The following is a 6999-nucleotide window of genomic DNA, read 5'->3' as shown; positions in this document are numbered from 1 at the left end:
CGAAGTGGTCCGGCTCGTCGCCGGGGATCGGTGCGACGGGCCGTCGGGTCCGCCGGTCAGGCGGCGGCGGTGGTCTTGCCGCTGGTGGGCGGCTGGCCGGCGTCTGCGGTGTTGGTGAGGTGCCGCCAGACGTGGCCGTTCCAGTACTGCCAGGCCACGCCGCGCGGGTCTTGAGGAGTGGCAAGCAGCCGGTCCTGCAGGGCGTGGAAGGCGTCCGGGTTTGCTGGGGCCGGGCTGATGCGCTGGAGGTCGCGGATCGTGCCGGTGTGGTCGAGGAGCCGGACCAGGGTGCCTCCGGCAGCGACAGCCTCGGCGACCTCGACGTCGAGCAGTGTGTCCTCCGCGAGGGCGTCAAGGACCGTGGCCTCGGTCATCGGTTCGCCGCAGCGGCGCGCCGCCGTCACGAACGCGTGCCAGCGTTCGGCGTCGAACCGGCCGGTCGTCGCGGTCAGCCGTGCCGCTGACGCGGTCGGGGTGAGCGCGCCGATTCCGACGACCGTGGCCACCGGTTCCCCGGCGTAGCGCAGCTCTCCGGCGAGCCCTTCGCCAGGGCCCGTACCGACCAGGCCACCGATCGTGTACGGCTGCGGTCCGATCCGGGTGTAGGGGGCGTGGGTGAGCAGGATCCACTCCTGGCTGGCGTCCGGGTCGGGCAGTTCGCCGACGATGCGGGCGCAGTCATACGGGTCGACAACCTCCCAGCACCACGACCGGCCCATCACCACGTACCGGCCCTGGCTGTCGGGCTCGAACCGTTCCACCGCCTCGGGATCGTCATGCATGGCGGCAGAGTCCGCGACGATGACGTCGCCGTCCCACCACAGGCGCGAGTACGCCTCGTCGGTCTGCCGGTCCAGGTCCCTCTCGGGCACCCCGGCGGCTGTCGAGCGGCTGAGGTCGGCACGGTAGGCGTCGCGGACCTGTTGCTGGTCGGCGACGATCGCCTCCGCCACCGCCTTCGCGCAGGTGAACGGCCCAGCCGTTCCACCGGTCGATCAGGGTGCCGACGTAGCCGGCGGTCAGCGGATGGGCCGCCATGACGCCGGCATCGTTCCAGTCTCCGGAGAACACTGCGACGCTGCCGAAGGTGACGTTGTCCGGGTGCAGGTGGGACAGGTCCCGGTCGTTGCCGGTCGGGTGCAGCCGGCGCCGGCACGCGGCGGCGATGGTGTCGGTGACCGCGGTGGTGTACCCGTCGCGGTAGGCGTCCTCGGCCTGCCGCAGCTGCTCGCGGGTCAGCTGGGTGGCGTGGCCGCGCCCGTCACTCATGCCGTGCCCGGTGGTGTGGCTGTCGGACCAGTTGGCGTCAATGGTCGGAAGGGTGTCCAGGACGGCCGGGTCCTCGTCGTCGATCCCGTCGTCGATCCCGTCGTCGATCGCGTTGAGGATCCGTCGGGCGGTTACGGCGGTGTCGCCGCTGGCGCGACCGCCGATCGTGTCCTGCAGCCACCGTTCGGCCGCGGCGGTCCCGTCGGCGGCGCCGACGATCCGCAGGGCGTCAAGCAGTTTCGGCCACGCGACGCCGCCGTCAGCAGCAGGGCTGGCCGGGTCGGCAGGACCGGTGGAAGGGGCAACGATGGGGGCGGGGGTGATGACGTCACCGTCGTCGAGCAGCATGGACAGGGTCGAGCCGTTGTCCCAGGTGACGTCGATGCGCCGCTGGCCGGCGTCGTGGCGGCGGACGGTGCCCTCATCGCCGGGTCGCAGGAGGGTGTGCGGGTCGCTGGTGCGGACCAGCACGACCCGCTGTCCGGGTTCGTACTGCATCGGTTCCTCCACTGTGGATGGTCGGCGGTGGGTTGCCGCCGGGGGACGGGATGGGATCGGTGGCCCCGCACCGCGCGATCCCGGCGCGAGGCATGGCGGAACACCCGCGCCGCAGGTGCGTGACACGGGGGCGGCTGTGGAGCTCGGGGATCGCCCTGACAGGCAGTCGGTGCGGTAGCCCTGTCGATTTGGGCGCCGGTATCGCGGCGGACTCCGTCCGCGGCGGTTGCCGGCGGACCGCCCGGCGGTGGTTGCGGACCTGCTTGGTCGGGCCCTTGTACGGTCAGCCGGACTGCTCGTCGCCATCGAGGCGCAGGCGTTGCCGTTCCAAGGCGATCAGAGCGCGGGCGGGGGCCTGCCAGCTGTCGTCGCCCGTCGGGGCGGGTGTCGTACCGTCGGCGAGGGCCCGCACAGCGGGGACGTGTGTGGCGTAGGCGCCGCCGAGGGCCTCCAGGTCGGCGCAGGCGCGGTCGACGTGGTCGCGGACGTTCTTCACCCATCGGCCGGGCCGGCCCCACCGATCGCGGCGGCGCCCGTGCAGCGGCCCTTCGCACAGGTTCGAGGCCAGCCACGCCACCGGTGGGTGGACACCGACTGCTTCGGCGAGCAGGGCGACCTTGTCGTAGTCCCAGGCGGTACTCACGCCCTGCTGGCGGCGGAACCCCGCTGGTCTCGGGCGGGTCAACAGCCGCCAGTACACCGGGCGGACCGCGGTGGAGGCGACCAGGTCGTTCTCGTCGGTGAAGCCGCCGCGGGTCAGCGCATGTGGCAGCCGGTCGATGAGCAGATGCGCCAGCTCGCGGCGGCTGACCGGTACCGCCGGGTCATCGGCTGATGTCAGTCGAACCGTCCGCCGGTTGCCTCCCGGCGCCGGTGTCGGCGGTGTGGCCGGCTTGGGCAGGGTGCCGCCGTCGGCGATGTCGGCCAGCAACCCGAGCAGCAGCCCGCCGAACTCGGTGAGCATGTGTTCGAAGCCGCGGCTGCGGTCGCTGTAGTCCGGGCTGGGGATCCATCGGCCACCGCCGCGGTGCCGGACCCGGTGGGCCGCCTCGTGAAACAGGACCGACAGGGTCCGGTGCCGGTCGGCGAGGACGTCGCGGTGGACGGCGACGTCGCCGGTGCGTGGGGTGTAGAACCCGTCGGTGCACGGGGATTCCTGACTGTCGCTGTAGACGCGGACTCGGTCGAGGGCGAACGGCCCGATCACCCGGCACACCAGCGCCTTGGCAGCGTCGAGGATGTCGCGTTCGGCCGTGCTGAGATCCCGGTCCGGTACCCAGGTGGTCCTGTCGTGGTTGCGTTCGTAGTGCCGCTGCTGGCGCACGCGGGCGACCTCGACGCCGAGCAGAGTCATCAGGACCTGCTCCTGGTAGCCGGGTAGCCCGCTGGCCGTCACTGCGGTGTAGTCCATGTCCTGCAGATCGAGGACCGCCTCTTCCTGGCGGCTTCCGGCGTAGAACGCGTTGGCCGGCAGGTGAGCCCGCGCCCAGGATCGCCACGCGGCGCGGGGCCGGGGACCGGTGACGGCCATGAAGAACTGCTCGGGTTCGCGCAGCTTCCCGCCAGCGAGCGCATGGGTGGCGAACCGATCGACGACAGCCGCATCGTCGCTGGCGGCGAGGATGGCCCGGACCGCGTCACGCATCGCACCGGCTTCGATGACGGTCCGGTCGCGGTTCTGCAGCCCCTTGTCATCCAGCGGCAGATCATAGGAAGCCAACAGCCCTGGTGTGGTGGAGACCAGGAGGCCACCGATCCACACCCGGCCCGGCGTGCCGGTGAGTACACAGGCGCCGGGGGCTGCGGGCCGGATGTAGTCGGGTTCGCTGAGCGCCCGGAACCGGCCGATCGCCTCCTCCGCCAGCTTCCGGGTACAGGCGACGGTGAAAACGGTGCCGCGGCTGCGGTCGTTGCGGTGCAGGTGGTACACGAGGACCTCGGCGCCCTTCCCGGACCGGGACGGGATCAGCCCCTCGAGCAGCCGGCGCCGCTCGACCGTCGGGGTGAAGCCGTAGCCGGCCGTCTCGCAGCGAACCGCGCCGATCTCGGGGCTGCGGGCCAGGACCAGGCAGGCGAGTTTCTTACCTTCGCCGAACTGGCCGATCTGCTGCATCGTCTTGGTGGAATGGCCGAGGATCATGCCCTCCTCCGGGATGCCCGGGCCGTCGTCGGCGATGGTGAGGACCCCGTCGGCCCACCCGACCGTGGCATCCGGGTCTTCGTCGAGGGCGTTGGCGATGAGCTCGCATACCGCGCTGACCGGCGTCCACGACTTCACGTAGTCCGGTGAGATGGGGTAGGCGAGGGTGTCGACGCCGCCAGTACCGGCTGGGCCGCCGGTGCCGGCGGCGTCGACCGGTTGTCCGGTGTTCGATTCGGTGCGGGGTTCGGTGTGCCTGTCGGGGCGGTCACCGCTGGTCATTGGTGTCTCCTTCGAGTGGTGGTGGCGCCGTCGGGTCGGCGGCGCAGTGCTGGCAGGTGCGGACGCAGCCGGTCGCGGACCGGCCGTCGGCCGGTCCGGGCCGCTGGCGCGGGATAGGGATTCGATGGGTTGCGTGGTCGACCCGGTGTGGTCAGCGGGCGAGGACGGCGACCTTCTCGCCGAGCAGCAGCGGGGCGCCGTCGGGGCCTTTGATGTGGGCCTGGACCCAGACCCGGTACGGGTGGCCCTGTTTGTCGACCAGACGGCGCCAGTGGCCGCGCACGAAGAACCGCACCCGGTAGTGCCACTTCGCGACCCCGTCGCCGGGGTCGGTGGCGGGGCTGGTACGGCGCAGCATCACCACCCGCGTCTCGTGCACGATCGACGCCCGTTGCGCGCGGCGACGCGCGGGCCGGTCGGCGGGAGTTTTCGGCGCGACGGTGATCGGCTGGGCCTGGATGCGCCAGAACGCGTACAGCAGCGCGGCCGTGACGTCGGTGCGGTGCCCGTCGTCGGTGATGACGTACCGGCCTTCCGGCGTGCTCTGCCAGTCCAGGTCGTGCTCGTCGATCGGGGCGGGGTCCGGCGGTGCCGGGACGGGCCGGGCGATCGGCAGGTTGGCGATGTCGTTGAGCAGGTACGGGCCGAGCCCGGTCCGGACCTGATGGTTGCGGGCGAGGTCGCGGCGCAGCGCTACGGCGGCCGGGTCGTCGGGGTCGTCGACCGGGCCGTAGGAGCAGATCAGCCAGAACCGGCCGCCACTCGTGACGCTCATCGACGTCCAGGTGATTGCCCCGATCGCGGCGACCACGCCGGTCGGGCGGCGGTGGTAGATCGGTTCGGGCAGGAACAGCACCCCGTGGTCGCACGGGGCGGACTCGGCAGTGAGCAGGTCACCGGTGAGGTCGAGCGCTTCGCCGGCGGCGGCGACGATCGCGGTCATCGCCGGGGCGAGGACGAAGCTCTCCCCGACGCTCCAGGCGGCCTTGCTGGCGCGGGCGATCGCGTCGACGACGTCGGCGACCGCAGCCTGCGGGTCGTTCCTGCCGGTGGCGTCGGCGTGCTCGAAGCGGCTGGTGAACAGCGCACGTAAATAGGCCCGGTCGACCGTGCCGCCAGCGGTCTCGGTCATGCGGATGCGCAGGTCTACGGCGATGCGGGCGTAGCTGGTGAGGCTGGTGACGTGGTGGAAGGACAACGGATGCCTCCGGACAGGGTCGGCCGGCGGGCATCACGCCACCGGCAGCGGATCTCGGGCTGCGCGTTGCCGGTGGTGCGGCAGGGGTCAGGTCACGCGGATCGGCGTTGGTCGGGGGCGGCGCTGAGGTGCTGGATCACCGTCCGGTCCTCGGTGGCATGGGAGCCGGGTGTTACGCGGGTTCCGGACGGCGACGCCACAGATCGACGCTCATCTTTCAATGAAGGTCAAGTCGTCGCCGCAGGTGTCGTGGTGGCGTACTCGACGACGGCGGTGAGCAGACGGCGAGGCCGGTGTGGGTAGCTGGGGTGTCGGAGCGGGTCGGGGTTGTCGTCGACGAGGATGGTGGTGTGCCCGCCGGCAGCCGGACGGCCCGGGTACACGCGGCCGTCGACTTCGACGGCGTCGACCCGCCGTACCATCGCGACCGTGCCTGGCACGTCGCGGTGGTCGTCGAGGTTGCGGTCGGTTGTATGTCGTCGTCGGCGCAGGCCGGTAGCCGCATGTCCGGCTGCGGTGCGGCGAGGGCGCCGATGAGCTCCTCGGCGGCGCGTTGGCGGATGACCGTGTGCGGTGCCGCCAGCTGGTGCGCTGCGGTGTGGTGGGCAGGGCGGCGGCGAACTCGGAGAGCAGGTCGACTAGTCCGCCGCGGTAGGTGATCGTCAGGCTCGGGTATCGCGACCGCGACGCCGGACATGGCAGTGGGTACCGGGCGGAGCGTCGATCGCTTCCCCGTCGTGCAGAACGAGCAGCGCGTGCGTCGGCGGCGCGTCGTCGGCCCGTTCAGCGGGATCGGTAGGTGCGGTGGCGTCGGATGGTGTCACCGGTCTGGTGGGCGTGGACGGCTCGGTGGCGTTCACCAGCCAGCTGGTAAGGGTTCGGATGGTGTCAGACGGCGACAGGATGGTGCTCCCGGTCGGGAACGTGGTGTGGTCCGGCGGTCGGCCGACCGAGCGGAGGCGCAACGGTGGGCGCGGTGCTCAAGCGATGGCGCAGCGCCGTCGTCGGGCTACCGCGGGCCGGTGCGTGACAGTCGCAGGCTGTAGGTGGTGGCGTCGTGGACGTCGATGACCAGGCAGCGGTAGCCGCTGGTGGCGGCGACGCGCATCGCCTGCAGCAGCGTGACCCCGCTGCCATCGCGACGAGTGCCGTAGCGCTGGCGCAGGTGCAGGTGTTCGACGAAGTCGTCTCCGCCGAGTTCACTGTCGTGCCGGTCGTGGAAGTCGTCTTCCTCGGTCCAGCCGTCGGCGTAGACGAGCACATGGCCGCTGGCGTCGTCGGTGGGGTCGACGCGCAGACCGGGAATGCCGCCGGACATCAGGTAGATGCCGGCATCGGCGACCCACAGCAGCGCGCCCGGACAGGCGACGCCGGCCTCGGTTTCGGTGAACGAGGTGCTGTGTTCGGTCGCTGCGGCGGCGTGTTCGGCCAGCCGCAGCGCGGCGGGCAGGTCGAAGTACAGGGTGGTGGTCACGGTGGACAGCTTCCTTGGAAGGGATGAGGCCAGCCGCCGGGGAACTCCGCGCATGGCGATGGGTTTCGGCGGCGGGTCGTGGGGTGAAGGGGTCGGGTTGTGGTGTGTTGAGCGCGCCGCGGCGGTGTCAACGGCGAT

The 6999-nt window shown here is 71.7% G+C and carries 6 protein-coding genes; all 6 read right to left on the bottom strand.

Annotation, left to right across the window (positions count from 1 at the left end; all coding sequences use genetic code 11):
- Positions 1 to 56: 56 nt before the first annotated feature.
- Entirely contained in the window at positions 57 to 782 is a 726-nt protein-coding gene (locus Vau01_RS64455; RefSeq protein ID WP_239153134.1) for a hypothetical protein, read from the bottom strand.
- Positions 775 to 1767, bottom strand: coding sequence for a DUF4314 domain-containing protein (locus Vau01_RS64450; RefSeq protein ID WP_239153132.1), 993 nt, complete (start codon positions 1765 to 1767; stop codon positions 775 to 777). Before Vau01_RS64450 ends, Vau01_RS64455 begins: the two co-directional genes overlap by 8 nt.
- A 283-nt stretch (positions 1768 to 2050) precedes the next feature.
- Complete coding sequence (locus Vau01_RS62595; RefSeq protein ID WP_204015174.1) at positions 2051 to 4189, bottom strand: ATP-binding protein; 2139 nt, start codon at positions 4187 to 4189, stop codon at positions 2051 to 2053.
- Between the two features lie 151 nt (positions 4190 to 4340).
- The gene (locus tag Vau01_RS62590; RefSeq protein WP_204015172.1) at positions 4341 to 5387 is read right to left on the bottom strand and encodes a hypothetical protein; all 1047 of its coding nucleotides are present in this window, start codon (positions 5385 to 5387) and stop codon (positions 4341 to 4343) included.
- A 227-nt stretch (positions 5388 to 5614) separates the two neighbouring features.
- Positions 5615 to 5827 (bottom strand): hypothetical protein, encoded by a 213-nt coding sequence (locus tag Vau01_RS62585; protein ID WP_204015169.1) that lies wholly within the window; start codon positions 5825 to 5827, stop codon positions 5615 to 5617.
- A gap of 569 nt (positions 5828 to 6396) precedes the next feature.
- Entirely contained in the window at positions 6397 to 6861 is a 465-nt protein-coding gene (locus tag Vau01_RS62580; protein WP_204015166.1) for a DUF3085 domain-containing protein, read from the bottom strand.
- Between the last annotated feature and the right edge of the window lie 138 nt (positions 6862 to 6999).

The sequence above is a fragment of the Virgisporangium aurantiacum genome, from assembly GCF_016863635.1.
In the GTDB taxonomy this organism is placed as follows: Bacteria; Actinomycetota; Actinomycetes; order Mycobacteriales; family Micromonosporaceae; genus Virgisporangium; species Virgisporangium aurantiacum.
Note: the sequence above shows the minus strand (reverse complement) of the source record. Positions and strands in the feature narration are given on the sequence as shown.

Bases quoted from the DNA above. Each gene is read 5' to 3' on its own strand.
- Vau01_RS64455 (WP_239153134.1), bottom strand. From the start codon at position 782: ATGCATGACGATCCCGAGGCGGTGGAACGGTTCGAGCCCGACAGCCAG.
- Vau01_RS64450 (WP_239153132.1), bottom strand. From the start codon at position 1,767: ATGCAGTACGAACCCGGACAGCGGGTCGTGCTGGTCCGCACCAGCGAC.
- Vau01_RS62595 (WP_204015174.1), bottom strand. From the start codon at position 4,189: ATGACCAGCGGTGACCGCCCCGACAGGCACACCGAACCCCGCACCGAA.